Genomic DNA, 22,614 nt, shown 5'->3' with positions numbered 1-22,614 from the left:
AGGCCAAAATAAAGCTATGGCACAGCACGATTACATTAACAAAAAACCAGCAAACCGCAAAAAAGCGAAATCAGCGCCCGCTAAAAAACCCTTTCCAATACTGTTAGTTTTAATTGTTACTTTATTGGTGGCAGGTTTTGCTTATGGCTTATGGTTTATTAAAAATAACGCCGATCCTGAGCTAGTTGAAAAACAAGCTAACCCTGTACCTACAACTCCTGTAGAAGTTGTTGTACCACGTACGCCTGCGTTTATTAAAGAAATTAGAAACCACGAAATTCAGGTTGAAGTAAAAGAACTTGAACAAAAAGGCCCTTACGTTATGCAATGCGGTTCGTTTAGAACCTACCCGCAGGCTGAATCGCTAAAAGCTAAAATAGCCTTTGCAGGGCTTATTTCTGAAATAAAAGAGACCACAGGCAGCAGTGGCATTTGGTATAAAGTACGCTTAGGCCCCTATAAAACCAAGCGCCAAGCTGAGAGCGATAAAAATAAACTTAAACGTGTAAAAATAGTCGGCTGCGGAATTTGGGGCTGGACTTGAAAATAAACCATTCACCCATATAACCTCTTCATAATCGTTTTTTACGAGTTGCCCCTGCAGCTCGATGATGAGGAATAATATGACTACTATCGTAAGTGTACGCCGCGGCAACAATGTTGTAATTGGCGGCGACGGCCAAGTTTCGCTTGGTAACACAGTAATGAAGGGCAATGCCCGTAAAGTTCGACGCCTCTATAATGGCAAAGTAATTGCTGGCTTTGCCGGCGGTACTGCTGATGCCTTCACCCTTTTCGAACGCTTTGAAAGCAAACTAGAAATGCACCAAGGTAACCTCACTAAAGCCGCGGTTGAAATGGCCAAAGACTGGCGTAGCGATCGCGCTTTGCGCAAGCTCGAAGCACTGCTTGCTGTAGCCGACGAAACAGCCTCTTTAATCATTACCGGTAATGGTGATGTAGTACAGCCAGAAAATGACTTAATTGCCATTGGCAGTGGCGGTAACTTTGCCCAATCGGCAGCAACTGCCTTACTGGAAAACACCGATTTAAGTGCTCGCGAAATAGTAGAAAAAAGCCTAACCATTGCAGGCAATATCTGCGTATTCACTAACGACTTTCAAACTATCGAAGAATTGTAACAGGAACCGCTATGTCTGCTATGACCCCAAGAGAAATTGTTCACGAGCTAGATCAGCACATTATTGGTCAAGCAAAAGCTAAAAAAGCCGTTGCTATTGCACTGCGTAACCGCTGGCGCCGGATGCAGCTAAGTGATGATTTACGTAATGAAGTAACACCTAAAAATATTTTAATGATTGGCCCAACGGGTGTTGGTAAAACCGAAATTGCGCGCCGTTTAGCTAAGCTTGCTAACGCGCCATTTATTAAAGTAGAAGCAACTAAATTCACCGAAATTGGCTATGTTGGTAAGGAAGTTGAAACCATCATCCGCGATTTAGTCGATGTTGCGATTAAAATGACGCGTGAGCAACAAACTAAAAAGTTTAAGCATCGCGCTGAAGAAGCAGCCGAAGAGCGTATTTTAGATGCGCTTTTACCACCAGCTAAAGATCAATATGGCGAAAGCCAACGCGATGACAGCTCTTCAACTCGTCAAACGTTTCGTAAAAAGCTACGTGAAGGCCAATTAGATGACAAAGAAATCGAAATTGATTTAGCTCAAGCACAACCAAACGTAGAAATTATGGCCCCCCCTGGTATGGAAGATATGACCAACCAGTTGCAAAGCATGTTTCAAAACATGGGTGGCGATAAGCGCACTAAGCGTAAGTTAAAAATTAAAGAAGCCTTTAAATTATTAAGTGAAGAAGAAGCCGCTAAGCTAGTTAATCCTGAAGAACTAAAAGAGCAGGCTATTTTTGCAGTTGAACAAAATGGTATTGTATTTATTGATGAAATAGACAAAATTTGTAAACGCGGTGACTCATCAGGTCCAGACGTTAGTCGTGAAGGCGTACAGCGAGACTTACTACCATTAATTGAAGGTTGTACGGTTAGCACTAAGCACGGCATGGTAAAAACTGACCATATGCTATTTATTGCTTCGGGCGCATTTCAAATGGCTAAGCCATCAGACATGATCCCTGAGCTACAAGGTCGCCTTCCTATTCGTGTAGAGCTTGAAGCACTTACTGCTGATGACTTTAAACGTATTTTAACAGAGCCGCATGCATCGCTTACCGAGCAGCAGCGTGAACTGCTTAAAACTGAGCAAGTTACTATTGAATTTAGTGATGATGCAATTGAGCGCATTGCTAAAGCCGCTTGGCAAGTTAACGAAAAAACCGAAAACATCGGTGCTCGTCGCTTACATACGGTAATGGAAAAACTAATGGAAGAAATTTCATATGACGCTTCAGAGCAAGCCGGAACATCACTGGTAGTTGACGCCGCTTATGTTGAAAAACACTTAGGTGCGCTGGTTGAAGATGAAGATTTAAGCCGCTACATTCTTTAATTAAAATTAGCTGCATAAACAGTTATACTAAAAGCCTCCGCACTGGGGGCTTTTTAATGAGATAAAAATGAAACACGTAACAAAAGTACATTACCACAGCGTTAGCAAAAATTTAGATGTTTACTTTGATGATGACAGCCAAGCCGTATTTAGTTGTGAATTTTTACGTGTGCACTCTCCTTCTGCAGAAGTGCAAGGACATGGCTCAGGGCCAATGAAATTAGTATTCAATAAACAATCCGTTGGTATTAAAAACATTGCTCATGTTGGTCATTACGCACTGCGTTTAGATTTTGACGATGGCCACAATAGCGGGTTATTTAGCTGGCAATATTTTGCAAAACTACAGGCGCAGCAAGCGACTCTATGGGATGAGTATTTAAAGCGGGTTAGTGAGCACAATAACTCTAAAGACAGCGTACCCATAAAGTTTATTCCTTAAACTATACGGGTACTTTATTGCTAAGTTTTAAACCTTAAATTTGTCAATTGCAGCAAAAAGCACTCGTGCTTGCGCTGATACTTCTTCGCTTGTTTGCGCATTGTTAGCAGCGTGCCCTGAGGTGTTTCTGGCAATATCACGAATACTCACCACATTTTTATTTACTTCAGATGCTACTTGGCTTTGTTGATCAATTGCCACAGCAATTTGTGTGCTCATTTCCATAATCGTTTGCACATCTTCGGTTATTGCTCCGAGTAACTCACCAGCTCTATTTGCTTGCGATGCACTTTCATCACCTTGTGAGCGGCACTGATGCATAATACTCACCACTTCTTGAGTGCGCTGTTGTAGAGTATTTATTATACCTTCTATTTCACTTGTAGATTCTTGTGTTCGTTGAGCCAATGAGCGCACTTCATCTGCAACTACAGCAAACCCTCTGCCTTGCTCACCCGCTCTAGCGGCTTCAATAGCAGCGTTTAACGCTAACAAGTTAGTTTGATCGGCAATCGCACGAATAACATCAAGCACAGAGCCTATTGTTTCACCGTCTTTTTCTAATAAAGAAACGACACTTGACGCATGCTCTAAAGAGTCAGACAACCCTCTAATATGCGCGACGGTTGACTCAACCTCACTACGACCTTGTTGCGCACTTAAATTAGTTGATTCTGCTTTTTTAGCAGCAGCTTCGGTATTATGTGAAATATCTTGAATGGTCGCCTGCATTTCGGTCGCTGCAGTGGCTACCATATCGGCTTCATGTAATTGTTCTTGCATACCCGAGCTGGTTGCGGCGGTACTTTCTGATAAATTTTCAGTCGCGATATTTAACGCATTTAAAGCCCCATTCACCTCATTTATAAGGTTATTAAAGTCACCAATTAAACTATTAAAATCTTTCGACATAATCGTAATTTCGTCATTGCCAATTTGCTCAATGGTTACTGTTAAATCATTATTGCGTCGAATCTTGTTTATAGATTGGTAAATACGCTCTACAGGTACAATGATAGAGCGACTGGTTAAGTAAACCAGGGTTAAAACTATAATACCCGATATAATAAACACCATAATAGCGACCGACTGTGCTTTAGCTATACTGGCTTCAACTTGCAATTTAGTATCTGCTACTAACTGCATTACCAACTGATCACTTTGCTCTACACTTTGTTGCATGCGCCCAAGTGCGCCAGAGTCTAGATCAACACCTAATTCAAGCTGCGCTTTTACCAATGTTTGAAAAGCACTTTGATAATTAGACAGTAGGTTTTTTAAATTACTTTTAATGTTTTGACTTAGTGATGAGCTCGTTATTTTTTGCTGTAACGTATCAACATGATCTTGAAAACTTGCTAAATATTTTTCATCCAAACGTAACATAAAGTCTTTTTCGGCACGTCTTAGCTGTAGCATTAGGGTCAATAGCTGGTATTCATCTTGTTGATTGAGCAAACCTTCTACTTCATGTACAGCACTTCGCAGCTGCCCATAAAGCCCATCGTCTTGATGTAAGCCAATCCTTTTTTGCAGTCGCACAACCTCATTAAAATCACTATAAAAGCTTTTTATTAAACGCATATAGAGAGTTATCTGCTGTGTATCAATCTCTGAATCTTGCATTTGCGATTGTAATTGAATTATTTGTTTATTTAACTGTGCGTATTCTTGTTCAAATAATGAGAGTGCTTGTGGCTGTTTATAAAACAAAAAGGTTTTTTCATGTGCACTTAACTGCAACTGATGAATGTTTAACTGCTCGGCCTGTTGCGTGATGTTAGTTAACTTTAACGTGGTTTGTGAACCTGTGATAATTACATATAAAAAAGCCAGCATGGCCAAAGCAACAGTTAAAGCATTTAGCTGTAAACGCCGCTTAATGGTCAAGTTTTGCAAAACAATCATTGTTACACCTTTAAAAATTTAATGAGCAACTCTGTTACTTACACTTAAATAACTTAAGCTTTTAACAAAGAAAGAAATACCGAAAAACACTAAAACACCTGCACTGCTGAGCACTTTTTAAAGTGACGTTATTTAGCTTAATTAACCGCGCAATTATTTAGTTGCGGATTATATGCCAGCAATAACTTAAGGCCTATACATTGTATAGGCCAATGATTACAAATTATTTATTAGCCGCCTATTTTGCCTAAATTTACTGCGATTAAGTCGTTGTTATTGCATATAAGGAGGGTATACTGAAGCATAAACTAATGTATCTTTTGAGGATAAAATAATGGATTACAGCACTTCTGACTTATGTGACCACTTTGCCGATGTGGTTGACGTGCTTGAACCTATGTTCATCAACTTTGGTGGCCGACACAGCTTTGGTGGCCGCATTAAAACGGTTAAATGTTTTGAAAATAATGAACTTATCCGTGAATTACTTTCTCAAGATGGTACAGACCTAGTGCTACTTATTGACGGTGGTGGCTCTACTCGTCGTGCGCTTATCGATATTGAACTGGCCGAACTTGCACTTGAAAACAACTGGCAAGGTATTATTGTTTACGGGGCTGTACGCCACGTAGACGAAATTGAAGAGCTTGATTTAGGCATTCAAGCTATTGCCTCTATTCCGGTTGCAGCAGATAGCCAAGGCGCAGGCGAAGACGGCATTGGGGTTAACTTTGCTGGCGTATCGTTTTTTGATGATGACTTTATTTATGCCGACAGCACCGGCATTGTATTATCTGCAGAAGAGCTAGAACTGGAAATCGTAGAAATATAACGTGGCGCACTATTTAAACGTTTACGATGAAAGCGCGGTTAAGTCGTTTTGCACTAGTCGCGCTAACGAAACCAAAGTATGGCAGTCAATGTCATTACTCGATACCGACGTAAATATACAACAAGCGCTTAGCGATGCCGCACAATTTGGCATGCGCTACGTGTTACTGGGTATTTGTGAAGATATTGGCCCAAAAGCAAACTTAGGAGCCGGGGGTGCAGAGCAAGCATGGCCGGCTTTTTTACAACGTTTTTTAAACCAGCCTTATAATCAATTTATTGCCACGCAAAAAGTACTGTTACTTGGCGAAGTGCACACCGCTGACTTAATGGCGCAAAGCGCTCTACTCGACAACCAAAACCCTGCCCATTTAACACAGTTGCGTGAGTTATGTGAGCAACTTGATCAACGCGTAGAAGCTATATTAAGTTTAATATTTAAAGCGGGACTTGAACCCATTGTTATTGGTGGTGGCCATAATAATTGCTTAGGTATTATAAAAGCGTTAGCTAAGTATAAAAACACCGCTATTAACGCTATAAATTTTGATCCCCACGCCGACTTTCGAGAATGCGAAGGCCGCCACAGTGGTAATGGCTTTAGCTATGCGTACAGCGCGCAGTGTTTAAAAAGTTACCATGTTATTGGCTTGCACGAGCTAAAAAACAATCAAGCTATTATAGATGCGTTAGCCGCTGCTAATTTTACTTTTAATAGCTATCAGTCAATCGCCGTTAAACGTGAAATTAATCTAACTCAAGCAGTGAGCAATGCGCTGGAGAGTTTTGATGCAGCGCCTCTAGGTGTTGAGGTTGATTTAGATAGCATTGCATTTATGCCTGTAAGTGCTTATACCTGTAGTGGTTTTAGCGTAAGTGACGCTGAGCACTTTGTACATTTAGCTGCAAGCAACCGCCACTCTCACTACTTACACTTATGCGAAGCAGCTCCTATTCAACATCCCAGCGGGATTAAAGCCGGTAAAGTGCATTGCGGACAAGTTATTAGCGCACTAGTGAATAGTTACCTGCAAGCCAAAGAGTGTGCTTAATTACTTTGCTGCTGCGCTAATTGCCACTGCTTTAACCAGCTCATTAAACCAACACTGCTTAATGGGTGGCCAAAATAATAGCCTTGTGCTGCATAGCCTTTTAGGCTTTTTACAAATTTAAGCTGATCTAGGGTTTCAACCCCTTCAAAAATAACCTTAGTACTTTGTTGATTATGCATTTGCACCATACCAACAACTAGGCTGCGAATATTGTTTTGATTACTAAAATCAGCAGTTAATGCTGGCGCGACTTTAATGTATTCTACCGCTAAACTAGGTAACTTAGAGAGCGAAACGGGGTTATCGCCCAAACCATCAACACACACTTTTAAGCCTATATTATTAAGCCGCGCAATCATGGCTCGCCCTTTGTCATCTAGGTTAGTAAAAATATGTAGCGGGCACTCAACAATTAAATCGCCAGGCCTTAAGTTATGCTCTTTCATAGCACTCGTTACAAATTCTACAAACTCTTCATTGAGCATTTCAGGGCCAAATACATTAATGCTCAATGGCACTGCAAAGCCCTCCATACGCAATGCCATTGCAAGTTCAGCAGCGCGCTCTATAACAAATATAGCCAGTGGGTAAGCAAGCCCTGCAATTCTAATATCATCAATAAAACGACTCGCTGAAAGTATGCCTTGCTTAGGATGCTGCCAACGCAGTAATAGTTCTAAAAACTCAATTTGGCCATTATCATTTACAATAACCGGCTGAAAATACAGCTCGAACTCATTGGTGAAATCAATTTCTGCAAGCTCTTTTAATCGTGCTTGCTGCTCTAACTGCTCGATCATCATTTGTTGATGATAAGCAACCACCTGTTGTTTTGGCTGGCTATCAAGTGCTAAATAAGCCGATTTAATTAAATTATCAAAGTCTTCATCTTGCTCATTACAATGCACATAGCTTGCTCTTGCGGTCACTTCTATAGTGCAGTTAGCCACATTAAAAGGTTTAAGTGTAGCGCCAAATATTTCGGTAATTATTTTTTCATGCAAGTGTTTATGGCTGGCTAAGTTACAAATAAAGGCAAAATTAAGCCCTCCTAAATGGGCTAGCTTTTCATCGTCCTCTAACGATACAATGCCATCATTATTGAGTAATTCTTTTATTCTATTCGCCGACTGAGCAAGCAGTAAATCACCAAAATCACGCCCAATATGCTGATTAACTTGCTCAAAACCTTCTAAACGAAGAATTACCAACGCCCCTAGTGACGGTGCTTTATTACGCCACGTATTATAACCTTGACGTAATTTTTGTTTATCGGCAAAAGAGGCCAGCGGAGAGCTTTCGATGTAATGTTCAGGTGCTGCTTGCTGCTGCTTCAAGGGCGCTTGATTAAGTGTCTCATTATTAGTAATAAACCCAGTTAATGATAATAACAACACCGCACTAACAATCCAAAACAGTGCAATGCCAAACGCTGCAATGGCTATAAGTAATGCTATAAACAACACCGCAGCAAGTGCACTTAATATAATTAACAGCTTGTTTTTATGTACAATTGCATGCCACAAATTAAAGCCAAAACCTAATGCGAGTAAAGCGCTAAGCCATGCAGCACCACTGCTTAAAATAGCCAACCCTATTAACCCTGTGCATAAGTAGCTTAATCTAGATGCTGTATTTTTTACGCTCAGCAAGGTAGCGATCATCGCCATAAGTAAGGCGCCACTAAAAAAAACCGGCAAGCCACTGTCGCTAAGCAAGCTCAAATTAGCACTACTGGTACTGGCTAAAAAATTAAATAAAAGCATAAATATTAAGGCCTACTTATCGGTCTGGGGTAAAGGTGTGACTAAATAAGTTTACCCATAATCCATAAGTTTAACAGTTTATTTACCCCAAACTGGTAACTTAATTGTGCTGGATGGCTTATTTGCCAATGTGCAATGTCGGCCCTCGCACCTACTTTTAAAACTCCGCGGTCTGTTAATCCTAAAGCTTTAGCAGCATTACGAGTTACTCCAGCAAGTGACTGCTCGGGTGTTAATCTAAATAATGTGCATGCCATATTCATCATTAATTGTAGCGAACACAGCGGTGAGGTGCCCGGATTAAAGTCGCTAGCAATCGCTATAGGCACTTTATATTGATTAAGCAAAGCTATTGGCGGAAGTTGTGTTTCTCTTAAAAAGTAAAATGCGCCAGGCAACAATACTGCTACTGTGCCGGCCTGTGCCATCGCTTTTACGCCATCTTCATCTAGGTATTCAATATGATCAGCCGATAGCCCGTTAAATTGCGCCACCAGCTCAGCACCGTGTTGATTAGAGAGCTGCTCGGCATGGCATTTTACTGGCAAGTTATGTTTTTTTGCCGCCTCGAACACCCTCTTAGTTTGGGTATAGCTAAAGCCTACATTCTCACAAAAAACATCAACCGCATCAGCAAGGTTATTAGCCACTACCTGATCAAGCATATCGTTACATACTAAATCAATATAGTCATCGCTACGCCCTTTGTACTCTGGTGGTAGCGCATGCGCCCCTAAAAAGGTGGTTTTAATATTAATAGGGTGATGCTCATCAAGTAAGCGCGCCACTTCTAATATTTTTACTTCGTTGGCAGTATCGAGTCCATAACCCGACTTTATTTCAACAGTTGTCACGCCCTCTGCCAGTAACGTATTTAACCTATCTTTGGCGGCTACAAATAACTGCTCTTGATCGGCAGCGCGGGTGGCTTTAACTGTACTAGTTATACCGCCACCTTGGGCAGCAATTTGCTCATAACTCACCCCTTGTAAGCGCTGCTCAAACTCCTCTGCTCTAGAGCCTGCAAATACTAAATGCGTGTGGCAATCTATTAACCCTGGGGTTAACCATTGCCCTTTTATACTCAAGGTCGGCGTTGCAAACACATCAAAACTAGGTAAGTTTTTTTGCTCACCTAGCCACATAATTTTTCCATTTTTGATTGCTAAGGCTGCATTTTCTATCGCGCCATAAGGCGCCTCTACAGCAGTATCCATAGTGGCAATGTTGGCATCGGTAAGCAGTAAATCAATATCTTCTAATTCATAACCTGGTGTTGCACTTTGCATATTGCGCGCCCTTGTGTTTTTTATAATGACTAAAATATAGTCTAACAACCCATCTTGTATATACAAGGTAATTATGCCATCTTAATCTTATAGTTTATTTTTAATACAATTAAATACACCATGACAACGCCTAAATTTGCACAAATAAAACAGTTTATAGTTGATAAAATTAGCAGTGCTACATGGCAAGAAAACCAGCGTGTGCCTTCTGAAAACGAGCTAAGCAATCAATTTTCTGTAAGCCGTATGACCGCTCGACGCGCATTAAGCGAGCTAACCGAGGCGGGAATTTTAACTCGCAGCCAAGGGTTAGGCACCTTTGTTGCTAGCTTTAAATCGCAGTCGTCATTGCTTGAAATTAAAAATATTGCCGATGAAGTAAAAGAACGCAATGGTAATTATAGCTGTACGGTATTGGCCCTTGAGTCGCTACCCGCAATCACTAGTATTGCCATTGCACTGGGTATTAAAGTTAACAGCACTGTGTATCGCAGTGTATTGCTGCATAACGAAAATACTAAACCACTGCAAATAGAGGAGCGCTTTGTAAATCCCACTTTTGCCACGCAGTACTTACAACAAAATTTTACGCTACTTACTCCACATGAGTACTTATCGAATGTAGCCCCGCTTACCCAAGCAACGCATACGGTGGAAGCCATTATGCCCAATAAACAAATGTGCCAGTGGCTTAACTTATCGAGTCAAGAACCTTGCCTGCAACTCATTCGCCGTACTTGGTCAAGTAACGGCATTGTGAGTTATGCCCGACTTGTTTCACCAGGGAGTAAGTATCGTTTAGGTGGTCACTTAACTTTTAAAAATAATAATTAAAAACTACAACAGGAGTAAATATGAACAATCGACTCGACAACAACCGCACAATACGCGCCCCCCACGGCGATAAAATTAGCGCTAAAAGTTGGCAAACCGAAGCCGCTAAACGCATGTTAATGAATAACTTAGACCCTGACGTTGCAGAGCATCCCCATGCATTAGTTGTTTATGGCGGCATTGGTCGCGCTGCACGTGACTGGCCAAGTTACGACAAAATTATAGCAACTCTCGATAGACTCGAAGATGACGAAACGCTACTCGTACAATCGGGTAAACCTGTAGGGGTATTTAAAACCCACAGTAATGCGCCGCGAGTACTCATAGCTAATTCTAACTTAGTACCGCACTGGGCTAATTGGGAGCACTTTAACGAGCTCGATAAAAAGGGCTTGATGATGTACGGGCAAATGACCGCGGGATCTTGGATTTACATTGGCTCACAAGGCATAGTGCAAGGCACTTACGAAACTTTTGTGGCCATGGCTAAACAACATTTTGCTGGCAGTGCTAAAGGTAAATGGGTATTAACTGGCGGGCTTGGTGGCATGGGCGGCGCACAACCTCTTGCTGCAACTATGGCAGGCTTTTGTGCATTAGTGGTGGAATGCGATGAAACCCGTATCGATTTTAGAATAAAAACCGGTTACGTAGATATTAAAGCCAACAACCTTGAACACGCACTACAACTTATAACTAATGCGTGCGTAAAAGGTGACGCTCTTTCGGTCGGGTTACTTGGTAATGCTGCCGATGTGTTTAGCACTTTAGTTAAAAGTGGCGTTACTCCCGATGTGGTCACCGATCAAACCTCAGCGCACGATCCGCTAAATGGCTATTTACCGCAAGGCTGGAGCATGGAACATGCAGCTAAAATGCGCGAACAAGACCCAAAAGCGGTTGTAACAGCAGCTAAGCAATCAATGGCGGTGCAAGTAAGAGCTATGCTCGCGCTGCAACAAGCGGGCGCTGCTACCACTGATTATGGCAACAATATTCGGCAAATGGCATTTGATGAAGGCGTTACCAACGCGTTTGATTTCCCAGGGTTTGTACCTGCGTATATTCGTCCTTTATTTTGCGAAGGCATTGGCCCATTTAGATGGGTGGCACTGTCGGGCGACCCCGAAGATATTTATAAAACCGATGCCAAAGTTAAAGAGTTAATCCCCGATGACGCACACTTACATAACTGGCTTGATATGGCGCGTGAACGTATTCAGTTTCAAGGCTTACCGGCGCGTATTTGCTGGGTAGGATTAAAAGACAGAGCCCGTCTTGCGCTCGCTTTTAACAACATGGTTAAAAATGGCGAGCTTAAAGCCCCGGTTGTTATTGGTCGCGACCACCTCGACTCTGGCTCGGTTGCTAGCCCTAACCGCGAAACCGAAGCTATGCTAGATGGCTCTGATGCGGTATCTGATTGGCCATTACTCAATGCACTTCTTAACACAGCCAGTGGTGCAACTTGGGTATCGCTACACCATGGCGGTGGCGTAGGTATGGGCTTTAGCCAACATGCAGGCGTAGTTATTGTGGCTGATGGCAGCGACGAAGCAAAACAGCGTATTGCCCGCGTACTGTGGAACGACCCTGCAACTGGAGTTATGCGCCACGCGGATGCAGGCTACGATATAGCAAAAAATTGTGCAAAAGAGCAAAACCTAGACTTACCAATGTTAAACGAGGAATGATCATGCTTGAACTAACTCTCACCCCCGGCTCGCTTGATTTAAACACACTAAGAAAAATTAATAATTCACCGGTAAAATTGAGCCTTATAAAGCATGCCGAGTCGCAAATAGCTGCCAGCGCACAAACAGTGCAAAACGTAATTAACGAGCACCGCACTGTATATGGTATTAATACCGGTTTTGGCTTATTAGCTAACACCAAAATTGCCGATAACGAACTAGAGCTATTACAACGCTCTATTGTACTTTCGCATGCGGCAGGTATTGGCGAATATATGGATGACAGTACCGTACGCTTAATGATCATCTTAAAAATTAATTCACTGTCGCGTGGCTATTCTGGTATTCGTTTGCAGGTCATTGAATTTTTTATCCAGTTGCTTAATAGCCAAGTATACCCTTGCGTGCCTAAAAAAGGCTCGGTGGGTGCATCGGGCGATTTAGCACCGCTTGCTCATATGTGCTTGCCGTTACTAGCCGAAGGCCACATGCGCCACCAAGGGCAAATAATCAGTGCCGAGCAAGGGCTTAAAATTGCGGGGCTAAAACTACTTACCTTAGCCGCTAAAGAAGGCTTAGCCCTTTTAAACGGCACCCAAGCCTCGACTGCTTTTGCATTACAAGGGCTATTTAGAGCAGAAGATTTATACGCACAAAGCTGCGTAATTGGCGCTATGAGTATTGAAGCGGCCATGGGCAGCCGAGCACCATTTGATGCGCGTATTCATGAAATTCGAGGCCAACAAGGGCAAATAGATACTGCAGCTATATTTAGAACCTTGCTAGGTCCACAATCACAAATTAGTGAATCACACGTAAATTGTGAAAAAGTACAAGACCCCTACTCTTTACGCTGTCAGCCACAAGTGCTTGGTGCTTGCTTAACCCAAATTCGCCAGGCGGCAGAAGTTTTATTATGTGAGTCTAACGGCGTAACCGACAACCCGCTGGTATTTGCTGATGTGGGTGATATTATTTCTGGCGGTAATTTTCATGCAGAGCCGGTGGCAATGGCCGCCGATAACTTAGCAATTGCCATTGCTGAAATTGGCGCACTTGCCGAGCGCCGAATTGCTTTACTAATTGACTCTAGCCTATCTAAATTGCCGCCTTTTTTAGTTGAAAATGGCGGCGTAAACTCAGGCTTTATGATCGCCCAAGTAACTGCCGCAGCGCTGGCATCTGAAAACAAATCACTTGCCCACCCAGCTTCTGTAGATAGTTTGCCAACCTCGGCGAATCAAGAAGATCATGTGTCTATGGCCACTTTTGCGGCAAGGCGCTTGAAGGAAATGGCCGATAACACCCAGGGCGTACTTGCTGTTGAATGGTTAGCGGCCGCGCAGGGGTTAGAGTTTAGAAAGCCGCTTACAGCTGCTGCTAAAGTAGAGCGTGCTAAAAGCTTACTGCGCGAGCATGTAAGCTACTACGATAAAGACCGTTACTTTGCCCCCGATATTGAAGCTGCAAATGCGTTATTAAACGCAGGCAAGTTATGCAACTTTATTGAGGGTGACTGCTTAGTATCTTATTAAATTGCGTATTGGTAACTAAACCCTAACGCCTCAATGGCTGAGCCAAGCACTTTGCGCTCAGCCGTATCGGTTCCCGTAAAGCGTGGCATTTCGCCGCCATGTTGTTGGCACTTTTGCGCATAGTAATCGCGCTTACAAGGATGCGACGGGTTAACCACATTATAAATACTCTGCCCTTGATGCCAATGCTCAAGCACCGCAAAAATAGCGTTAATCACATCTTGCTGATGCACCATATTAACGACTTGCTCGGCAGAGGTATTTAGCTCTTTACCTGCAATAAAACGCCCCGGCTCTCTATTGGGTCCAACTAAACCGGCTAAGCGCAGCACTTTACCGTTTTGCTCTAGTACTTGCTCTTCAGCTTCATATAGCTTTATTTGTCGCTCGTTTGTACACGAAATATCGCTGCTTTCGCTATATACACCTGGTTCTTGATCGTACACTCCCGTTGATGAGCAAAGTAAAAAGCCCTTAGCATTCAGTTTTTTTGCCAGTGTAAGTGCTGCCGTTAATGTTTGCGCATAATTGTTTTCACTATGGCGACTACGTGGAGGAATAGCGCACACCCAGTAGGCATTTTGTAAATCAATTTGATGCGTTAACTGGCCATTTTCTAGCAAAAACTGACGTTCAAAATCATGCTCATGCACTGCTGAGCGGTGTGTACCCTGCACTTGCCAACCTGCTTGCTGCGCATTAACGCATAAAGCACTGCCTAGCCAGCCCGCGCCTAGTACCACTAAGTTGTTACTCTGATGATTCAATTTATATGACCCCGTTTATTTAAATGTATAATTCTTAACTCATTTCATAGAGTTCTAAAATTAAATATGCTTAGATATCTGTTACAAAAACAATAACAACATGTGCACTTATGCTAAATAACTTATCATTAAGAAAAAAAATATTATTATTGATTGGCGGAACAATTACTATTTTACTGCTCATTGCCTCTACTTTTTTTGTTAACCATATTGCCAAACTATCCAGAGTTAATATAGAGCGTGAGGCTCAAAGCTACTTACAAAGCGAGCAATTATCAATGCAAAGTTACTTTGCTACATACGGTAAAGTAGTTGCCACCTTTATTAATAATCCGCATTTGGTGAATTTTTTTACCGCGTGGGATAAGCGCGATCAAGCCCTAGAAAATGCCAACGGCTACTTGGCTATAAATCAAGACTTTGTACGCATAAGTGCAAATGATGAAAATATTTTATCTGCTTTTTTTGCCTCAGCCACTACCGGCGAGTACTTTAAAGAAAACGAACGTACTGCATATTATAATGGCGAACCTTACTACGCGTACAAACGAGGTTGGTGGCAAGAAGCAATGCAAATTAATAAGCTTTACGTAGGCCCTATTTCGGTAGACTTAACCACCGGCGATGCCTCAGCAGTTGTACAACAACCTGTTTATAACCCACAAGGCAAATTAATTGGTGTGGGCGGCGTTGACTTACAACTTAATAAAATTAACGACATGGTCGAAAACATTCGCTTTAACGGCCAAGGCTATGGCTTTTTATTAGATGATCAACAAAAAGTTGTGCACTTTTCAAAAGCATCTGGGCATAAACTCTCTGTCACCGACGAAGGCCCTAACGGTAAAGACGGACTCGATGCGCTTGAACAACAATTTAATAATACCTCAGGGTTTAAAACACTTAACAGTGCAATGCAAAATAACCTCGCGGGTAGCCAAGCTGTTATGCTTAAAGGCGAGCAATTTTATGTGGTTTATAACCGCCTACAATTAGAGCAGCCTCATTTAGATTGGTATGTGGGTTTATTAATTCCAACCAGTATGATTGAAGCCCCGGTAAATGCTGCGGTTACAACCACTACAACCGCCGTTATCATTATTTTAGTGATTATTTTAGCAATGATTTTATGGGCCACCCATATGATTTCAAAACCAATCACTACACTCACGCATATTATGCGCGACATTGCTTCTGGCGAGGGTGATTTAACCCAAAAAATTAATATTGATAGCCAAGACGAAGTAGGCCAACTGGCTAATCATATGAATACCTTTATTGATAAGTTGCGAGCGATGATGCTAGACACCGCAGCACAAGCTGAGCAATTAAGTGCCGCTGCCGATCAGCTTAAAACGGTATCGCAACAAACGAATTCAGAAATTCAGCAAGAAAAACAACAAGTAGATAGTGTTAGTGCCGCAGTGACAGAAATGGCCACTACCGTGCAAGAAATATCACGTAACGCACAGCAAACAAATACCGCAGCAGAAGAAGTACAAGCAATTACTGCCGATGGTGCAAGCCGCTCAAGCCAAGCACAAAGTGTAATGAGTGCGCTGGCTGAACATATTGGCGAAGCCTCTAAGGTGGTTGCCGGGCTTGAGCAAGAAAGTAATAACATAGGCGCATTGGTTGATGTAATTAACTCAATTGCCGATCAAACCAACTTACTCGCGCTTAATGCAGCCATAGAAGCGGCCCGCGCCGGAGAACATGGCCGCGGCTTTGCCGTTGTTGCCGATGAAGTTCGCTCGTTGGCGAGTCGTACACAAGAGTCAACCGACGATATTCGCAATATGATTACCCGTTTACAGCAAATTGCTCAGCAAGCCTCTAGTATGATGCTACAAGGGCAAAAACAAACCGAGGACTCTGTGTTGCAAACAAAAGAAGTACTTAGCTCACTACAAAGCATTGCCCTGTCGGTAACTAAAGTACAAGATCAAAGTCATCAAATTGCCACCTCTACCGAGCAACAAACGGTAGTAGCAGAAGATATTAATACCAGCCTTAGTGCTATTAATAGTTTAGTTAATAGTACCGCAGAGCATGCACACACACTTGCCAATGAAGCACATGATTTAAGTGACCTTGCAGGGGCATTAAATAAAACGGTAAACCAGTTTAAACTATAAACGCCGGCTACTTATATTTAAGCGCTTGAGGATAAACTTTAAGCGCTTATTACCCCCCTTGTTTTTAATTTATTCAGCACCATATCTTTGAGTGACTGTTGATATTTCAAAGTGGAAACTTACTTAATATCACTAGCTTTGCTAACAGTTTTCACCTCGTATAAAAATATATAGCAATTTTATGTACTAGATTAAGTTTTTCTGTTTTTAATCCATATCTTTTTAGTGAGATGGTTTGTTGTTTAGCAGAGTCTGGTATAGTAGCACACGTAATAAACAGTGCTTTTTGAACGGTTTAATACAAAATTGCTAATTAATGTGTCCTCGGTGTTACTTTAAAGAATACATTAATTATCAATTGTTAAAAATGGGTTAGCCGATGTACGGCTGGCAAAAAAATACATTGTAACGGTTTTATCATGATATCTAATTTATTTACCAAGATTTTTGGTAGTCGCAATGACCGCACTATTAAAAACCTAAGAAAGACGGTCGCACTGATCAATGCACTTGAAACGCAATTAGAAGCGCTTTCTGATGACGACTTAAAAGCGAAAACAGCAGAGTTTAGAGAACGTTACGATAACGGACAAAGCCTTGACGACTTACTGCCTGAAGCATTTGCTGTGGTACGTGAAGCATCTAAACGTGTAAATGGCATGCGTCACTTTGACGTACAGCTACTCGGTGGCATGGTACTGCACCAAGGCCGTATTGCAGAAATGCGTACCGGTGAAGGTAAAACACTCACAGCTACATTACCTGCTTACTTAAATGGTTTAACTGGTAAGGGCGTACACGTAATTACCGTGAACGACTACCTAGCTAAACGCGATGCGGAAACTAACCGTCCGTTATTTGAGTTTTTAGGTTTAACAGTAGGCTGTAACGTACCGGGTATGATGCCACAGCAGAAAAAACAAGCTTATGTTGCCGATATTACGTACGGTACTAATAATGAGTTTGGTTTTGACTACCTGCGTGACAACATGGCATTTAGCATAGATGAGCGTGTACAACGTCCATTATTTTATGCTGTTGTCGATGAAGTGGATTCTATCTTAATTGATGAAGCCCGTACGCCCCTTATTATTTCAGGCCCTGCTGAGGACAGCTCAGAGCTATACACTGAAATTAATACCATGGTGCCTTTACTTGAACTACAAGAAAAAGAAGACGAAGAAGGTATTGAAGGCGATGGCGATTTCACTATTGATGAAAAGTCTAAGCAAGTTCATTTAACTGAACGTGGCCAAATTAAAGTTGAAGAGCTACTTACTGAGCGCGGCTTAATTGCAGAAGGCGATTCGCTTTATTCTGCAGCCAGCATTACGCTACTAAGCCATGTTTATGCAGCGCTTCGTGCTCATAAGCTTTATCAACGAGATGTTGATTACGTTGTAAAAGAAAACGAAGTTATCATTATTGATGAGCACACTGGTCGTTCAATGGAAGGTCGTCGTTGGTCAGAAGGTTTACACCAAGCTGTTGAAGCTAAAGAAGGCGTAAATATTCAAAACGAAAACCAAACGCTTGCATCTATTACCTTTCAAAACTATTTCCGCTTATACGAAACACTTGCGGGCATGACAGGTACAGCCGATACGGAAGCATTTGAGTTCCAGTCTATTTACGGCCTAGACACTGTTGTTATGCCAACTAATAAGCCGATGGTTCGTGATGATCGCGCCGACTTAGTGTACCTAACGCAAGAAGAAAAATACGAAGCTATTTTAGTTGATATTAAAGACTGCCAAGAACGCGGACAACCTGTACTTGTAGGTACTATTTCAATTGAAAGCTCTGAGTATTTATCGCAATTTTTACGCAAAGAAAAAATTAAGCACAACGTACTTAATGCTAAATTTCATGCGCAAGAGGCTGATATCGTATCAGACGCTGGCCTACCAGGCACAGTAACGATTGCCACTAACATGGCTGGCCGTGGTACCGATATTGTACTTGGTGGTAACTGGCACAGCGAAGTTGAAAAGCTTGAAAACCCAACTGATGAACAAATTGCTGAAATTAAAGCTGCATGGAAAATACGCCATGACGCAGTAATTGATGCAGGTGGTTTACATATTATTGGTACTGAACGCCATGAATCTCGTCGTATAGATAACCAATTACGTGGTCGTTCTGGTCGTCAAGGTGATGCCGGTTCAAGCCGTTTTTACTTATCGATGGACGATGCGTTAATGCGTATTTTTGCTGGCGAGCGCATGACCAACATGATGCGTAAACTAGGCATGCAACGCGGTGAAGCGATAGAACATCCATGGGTTAACCGTGCGATTGAAAATGCACAGCGTAAAGTAGAAGCACGTAACTTTGATGTGCGTAAGCAATTACTTGAGTACGATGACGTAGCAAACGATCAACGCCGTGTGGTTTACTCACAGCGTAACGAACTACTTGAAGAAGGCGATATTTCAGAAACTATCACGGTTATTCGTGGTGATGTGCTGAGTAATATTATTGATCAGTACATTGCACCGCAAAGCTTGGCTGAAATGTGGGATGTACCTGGCCTTGAAGAGCGCTTAAAACAAGACTTCTTAATTGAATTGCCAATTACTCAGTGGCTAGCTGATGACAATAAACTCTATGAAGAAAAACTTCGTGAGCGCATTGAAGAGTCGGTTGGGCAAGCATATAAGCAAAAAGAAGAGATGGTAGGCGATTCAGTACTACGTCAATTCGAAAAAGCGATTATGTTACAAAGCCTAGATCAGCATTGGAAAGATCACCTGGCAGCAATGGATCATTTACGCCAAGGTATTCATTTACGTGGTTATGCGCAAAAAAATCCAAAGCAAGAGTACAAGCGTGAATCGTTTGAGCTATTCGCTGAAATGCTAGAAAACTTAAAAATAGATGTAGTAAGTATTTTAAGCAAAGTACAAGTACGCGCCGAAGAAGATGTTGAAAAAGTAGAAGAGCAACACCGTAAAAGTGAAAACGCTCCTCGCGAATATCAGCATGAAGAAGTTGAGCATGTAGGCGGCGAAGCACCACAAAGCGCAACTGTAATGGCACGTAGCGAGCCAAAAGTAGGCCGTAACGATCCTTGTCCTTGTGGCTCAGGTCAAAAATTTAAGCAATGTTGTGGCAAATTAAAATAATCCAATAGTGTAATAAATTTCGTAAAAAGCGGCGCTTGCGTCGCTTTTTTTATGGTGTTTAAGGGAGATAAAATGACTAGTATAATTGTAAATGTGGCTGTTGGCGTAATTAAAAAAAATAACGCTCTGTTTATTTGCAAGCGGGCAAATGATCAACATCAAGGAGGTTTGTGGGAGTTTCCTGGTGGTAAAATTGAAGCCGGTGAAAGTGTATTTAGAGCACTTAAGCGTGAACTTCAAGAAGAGATTGGCATCACTATTTTTAGTTCCAGTGAATTGCTAACAATAAAACACGATTACGATGATAAAACGGTAAAGCTGAACGTACATGTGGTGAGTAACTTTAGTGGTGAAGCACATGGCGCAGAAGGGCAAGATAATGCTTGGGTAAGTATTGACGAGCTAGATAACTACGAGTTTCCAGCAGCTAACGTCGATATTATTAGCGCTATAAAAGCGAAATATATTTAACGCTTAATATTTGGCTATACTCTTTTAGTAAAATAATAATAACAATAAACCGCCATTATTAGGCAGCTACAAAAAGGCCAGCAAGTTAACACTTGCTGGCCTTTTTAGTTAGATACTTTCTAGTTAGGTACTTTCTAGTTAGGTACTTTCTAGTTAGGTACTTTTTAGTTAGGTAATTAAATTACCAAATTTTTACGCGGTCCTCTGGTTTAATATACATTTTGTCGCCTTCTTTAACGTCAAATGCTTTATAAAACTCAGGCATATTCGATAAAATACCAATTACGCGGTAATGACTAGGCGAATGCGGGTCGGTCATTAAGCGGTTACGCAACGCTTCATCACGATACTTACGACGCCAAATTTGTGACCAGCCCATAAAGAAGCGCTGATCGCCAGTGTAGCCATCAATCACTGGAGCCTTAGAGTTACCTAAAGATAGCATATACGCTTTATGCGCAACCGTAAGGCCGCCTAAATCGCCAATATTTTCGCCTAACGTCAATTCACCATTTACGCCAGCATCAGTAAAAGGTTTGTATTCATTATACTGAGCAACTAAAGCCGCGGTTCGCTGTTCAAACTGTTTAAGGTCTGACTCGCTCCACCAGTTACGTAAATTACCGTCGCCGTCGTATTTAGCACCTTGGTCGTCAAAACCATGGCCTAACTCATGACCAATTACCGCGCCAATAGCACCGTAATTTACTGCATCATCTGCTTCTAAGTTAAAAAATGGCGGCTGTAAAATAGCTGCTGGAAACACAATTTCGTTATTTACTGGGTTGTAGTATGCATTCACAGTTTGTGGTGTCATGTGCCACTCTGAGCGGTCTACTGGTTTACCCAATTTGGCAATCATATCGCTGTAAGCCCATTCGCTATAACGAATGTAGTTACCGACTAATTCATCAGGGTTAATCTCTAGTGCTGAGTAGTCTTTCCACTTATCTGGGTAGCCAATTTTAGGTGTAAACTTGTCTAGCTTTTGTTGAGCGGCAATTTTAGTTTCCGGGCTCATCCACTCTAAATTTTCAATCGCAACACCGTAGCCTTTAATTACGTTATCAACCAACTCTTCCATACGCGCTTTCGCTTCTGGTGGAAAGTTCTCTTTAACGTACACTTTACCTAAAATCTCACCTAGCACACTGTTTGAAGCATCAACCGCTTGCTTCCAAAGTGGTGCTTGTTCTTCTACACCACGTAAAGTTGTACTGTAAAAATTAAACTTAAGGTCCACTAACTCTTTATCGAGTAACTGAGCGTAATTACTTACAAAGTGAAACTTAAGGTAATTTTGCCATGTTGCTAAATCGGTGTTTTTATAAATAGTCGCAAATTTTTCAAAGTAGCTCGGCTGGCTAATAATTAACTCTTCGGTGTTTATGCCTATCGCTTTAAAGTAACTAGCAAGATCAAAGTCACCCATTAGTTTATTTGCTTGTGCAAGGCTCATTTTATTATAAGACTTGGTTGCATCACGGCTCTCTACTCGACTCCACTGCGCCTCAGCAAGGTTTTTTTCCAGCGCTAATACATTTTTAGCCACAGCCTCTGTATTTTCAACCCCTGACTTGGCTAATATTTTAGCAATGTAAGCTTGATAAGAAGCACGAATTTTAGTGAACTTTTCATCATCTTTTAAATAATAATCACGATCGGGTAAACCTAACCCAGCTTGATACGCATACAATGCATTTTCGCTGGAGTTTTTAGCGTCATTATTTACATACCAACCAAATGGCAAGTCGCCGCCTTTAATCTGTAATTGCGCCATTAAAGTAACTAAATCTTTTTTACCTTTAACGGCGTCAATGCTTGCCAATGATGGCTCAAGTGGCTGGATGCCAAGTTCTTCGCGCGCTTCTTCTGCCATGTAGCTATTATAAAATGCCGCTAACTTTGCTTCATCACTGCCTTTTTCAACATTGCTATTTGCTGCCGCACTTTCAAGTACTGTCTTCATCGCCTTTTGCGACTCGTCATATAATTGCGAAAACGAACCATAGTTAGATTTATCGCCAGGAATTTCGGTTTTAGCTAGCCATTGACCATTTACATGGTAATAAAAGTCATCTTGAGCGCGTACCGATTTATCCATATTTTCCAGCTCAATACCCAAGGCAAAAGGAGCTGGAACTGGAGCGCTAACCGCGGGAGTTTCGTTTACTTTAATTTCTTGTTGTTCACCACAACCAACCAACCCAAGTGCCAGCGCAATACCTGCGGCGGTCATTGTTATTTTAATCATAAGGATTCCGTTTGTTAGTTAAA

Annotated in this window: 17 protein-coding genes; 12 read left to right on the top strand and 5 right to left on the bottom strand. The window is 41.8% G+C overall.

Annotated features, from left to right (window positions below; all coding sequences use genetic code 11):
* The first annotated feature begins 16 nt into the window (after nt 1-16).
* From H5079_RS07985 to H5079_RS07970, 4 genes are all read left to right on the top strand, one after another.
* Complete coding sequence (locus tag H5079_RS07985) at nt 17-544, top strand: SPOR domain-containing protein (RefSeq protein WP_011329372.1); 528 nt, start codon at nt 17-19, stop codon at nt 542-544.
* Between the two features lie 79 nt (nt 545-623).
* Complete coding sequence (gene hslV / locus H5079_RS07980) at nt 624-1,142, top strand: ATP-dependent protease subunit HslV (RefSeq protein WP_011329373.1); 519 nt, start codon at nt 624-626, stop codon at nt 1,140-1,142.
* An 11-nt stretch (nt 1,143-1,153) separates the two neighbouring features.
* Entirely contained in the window at nt 1,154-2,482 is a 1,329-nt protein-coding gene (hslU, locus tag H5079_RS07975; protein ID WP_011329374.1) for an HslU--HslV peptidase ATPase subunit, read from the top strand.
* Nucleotides 2,483-2,549: 67 nt separating this feature from the next.
* The gene (locus H5079_RS07970) at nt 2,550-2,924 is read left to right on the top strand and encodes a gamma-butyrobetaine hydroxylase-like domain-containing protein (protein ID WP_011329375.1); all 375 of its coding nucleotides are present in this window, start codon (nt 2,550-2,552) and stop codon (nt 2,922-2,924) included.
* A gap of 27 nt (nt 2,925-2,951) precedes the next feature.
* Here the strand turns inward: H5079_RS07970 and H5079_RS07965 are convergent, their stop codons facing one another.
* Nucleotides 2,952-4,832, bottom strand: coding sequence for a methyl-accepting chemotaxis protein (locus H5079_RS07965; RefSeq protein WP_182683864.1), 1,881 nt, complete (start codon nt 4,830-4,832; stop codon nt 2,952-2,954).
* 334 nt (nt 4,833-5,166) lie between these two features.
* On the opposite strand from H5079_RS07965, the gene rraA reads away from it, so the two are divergent.
* Together rraA and H5079_RS07955 are read left to right on the top strand one after the other, a co-directional pair.
* A complete protein-coding gene (gene rraA, locus H5079_RS07960; RefSeq protein WP_011329377.1) occupies nt 5,167-5,664 on the top strand; it encodes a ribonuclease E activity regulator RraA in 498 nt (165 codons plus the stop codon).
* Between the two features lies 1 nt (nt 5,665).
* Entirely contained in the window at nt 5,666-6,715 is a 1,050-nt protein-coding gene (locus H5079_RS07955; RefSeq protein ID WP_182683863.1) for a formimidoylglutamase, read from the top strand.
* Here H5079_RS07955 and H5079_RS07950 read toward each other — a convergent pair.
* A complete protein-coding gene (locus H5079_RS07950; RefSeq protein WP_404936204.1) occupies nt 6,712-8,481 on the bottom strand; it encodes an EAL domain-containing protein in 1,770 nt (589 codons plus the stop codon). The genes H5079_RS07955 and H5079_RS07950 overlap by 4 nt on opposite strands.
* A 41-nt stretch (nt 8,482-8,522) precedes the next feature.
* Entirely contained in the window at nt 8,523-9,770 is a 1,248-nt protein-coding gene (hutI, locus tag H5079_RS07945; RefSeq protein WP_182683862.1) for an imidazolonepropionase, read from the bottom strand.
* A gap of 120 nt (nt 9,771-9,890) precedes the next feature.
* On the opposite strand from hutI, the gene hutC reads away from it, so the two are divergent.
* Genes hutC through hutH form a run of 3 tightly spaced genes read left to right on the top strand, consistent with a single transcriptional unit; the run spans nt 9,891 to nt 13,833 of the window.
* Complete coding sequence (hutC, locus tag H5079_RS07940) at nt 9,891-10,604, top strand: histidine utilization repressor (RefSeq protein WP_011329381.1); 714 nt, start codon at nt 9,891-9,893, stop codon at nt 10,602-10,604.
* A gap of 20 nt (nt 10,605-10,624) precedes the next feature.
* The gene (gene hutU, locus H5079_RS07935; protein ID WP_182683861.1) at nt 10,625-12,298 is read left to right on the top strand and encodes a urocanate hydratase; all 1,674 of its coding nucleotides are present in this window, start codon (nt 10,625-10,627) and stop codon (nt 12,296-12,298) included.
* A gap of 2 nt (nt 12,299-12,300) precedes the next feature.
* Nucleotides 12,301-13,833 (top strand): histidine ammonia-lyase, encoded by a 1,533-nt coding sequence (hutH, locus tag H5079_RS07930; protein ID WP_182683860.1) that lies wholly within the window; start codon nt 12,301-12,303, stop codon nt 13,831-13,833.
* Here the strand turns inward: hutH and H5079_RS07925 are convergent.
* Nucleotides 13,830-14,600 (bottom strand): NAD-dependent epimerase/dehydratase family protein, encoded by a 771-nt coding sequence (locus H5079_RS07925; protein WP_041454596.1) that lies wholly within the window; start codon nt 14,598-14,600, stop codon nt 13,830-13,832. The two genes, hutH and H5079_RS07925, sit on opposite strands and share 4 nt — an antisense overlap.
* A gap of 110 nt (nt 14,601-14,710) precedes the next feature.
* Between H5079_RS07925 and H5079_RS07920 the strand changes: the two genes are divergently transcribed.
* From H5079_RS07920 to mutT, 3 genes are all read left to right on the top strand, one after another.
* Nucleotides 14,711-16,738, top strand: coding sequence for a methyl-accepting chemotaxis protein (locus H5079_RS07920; protein WP_182683859.1), 2,028 nt, complete (start codon nt 14,711-14,713; stop codon nt 16,736-16,738).
* Between the two features lie 419 nt (nt 16,739-17,157).
* Nucleotides 17,158-19,866 (top strand): preprotein translocase subunit SecA, encoded by a 2,709-nt coding sequence (gene secA / locus H5079_RS07915; RefSeq protein ID WP_089368818.1) that lies wholly within the window; start codon nt 17,158-17,160, stop codon nt 19,864-19,866.
* Between the two features lie 72 nt (nt 19,867-19,938).
* The gene (mutT, locus tag H5079_RS07910) at nt 19,939-20,337 is read left to right on the top strand and encodes an 8-oxo-dGTP diphosphatase MutT (protein WP_011329387.1); all 399 of its coding nucleotides are present in this window, start codon (nt 19,939-19,941) and stop codon (nt 20,335-20,337) included.
* 181 nt (nt 20,338-20,518) lie between these two features.
* Here mutT and H5079_RS07905 read toward each other — a convergent pair whose 3' ends face one another.
* A complete protein-coding gene (locus tag H5079_RS07905; RefSeq protein WP_011329388.1) occupies nt 20,519-22,591 on the bottom strand; it encodes a M13 family metallopeptidase in 2,073 nt (690 codons plus the stop codon).
* Between the last annotated feature and the right edge of the window lie 23 nt (nt 22,592-22,614).

Origin of the sequence: Pseudoalteromonas sp. SG44-5, from assembly GCF_014164175.1 — a bacterium.
Classification (GTDB): domain Bacteria; phylum Pseudomonadota; class Gammaproteobacteria; order Enterobacterales; family Alteromonadaceae; genus Pseudoalteromonas; species Pseudoalteromonas nigrifaciens.
The sequence above is the reverse complement of the archived record's forward strand: the minus strand, read 5'-3'. Positions and strand labels throughout refer to the sequence as shown.